Below are 234 nucleotides of genomic sequence, written 5' to 3' on the forward strand. Positions count from 1 at the left end.
CGGCTTAGCTCAATTGGTAGAGCAACTGACTTGTAATCAGTAGGTTGGGGGTTCAAGTCCTCTAGCCGGCACCACTTAGGGGCATAGTTTAAAGGTAGAACAGAGGTCTCCAAAACCTCCAGTGTGGGTTCGATTCCTACTGCCCCTGTAAAAGAAATATGGGCCTATAGCTCAGCTGGTTAGAGCGCACGCCTGATAAGCGTGAGGTCGATGGTTCGAGTCCATTTAGGCCCA

The 234-nt window shown here is 50.4% G+C and carries 2 tRNA genes; both read left to right on the forward strand.

Features of this window, described 5'->3' with window-relative positions:
* Positions 1–77: 77 nt before the first annotated feature.
* Positions 78–148: transfer RNA gene (locus tag JDS96_RS31560), tRNA-Trp, on the forward strand.
* 12 nt (positions 149–160) lie between these two features.
* Positions 161–234, forward strand: a tRNA-Ile gene (locus JDS96_RS31565).

This window comes from Bacillus cereus group sp. N21, assembly GCF_016483395.1.
Taxonomy (GTDB): domain Bacteria; phylum Bacillota; class Bacilli; order Bacillales; family Bacillaceae_G; genus Bacillus_A; species Bacillus_A pseudomycoides.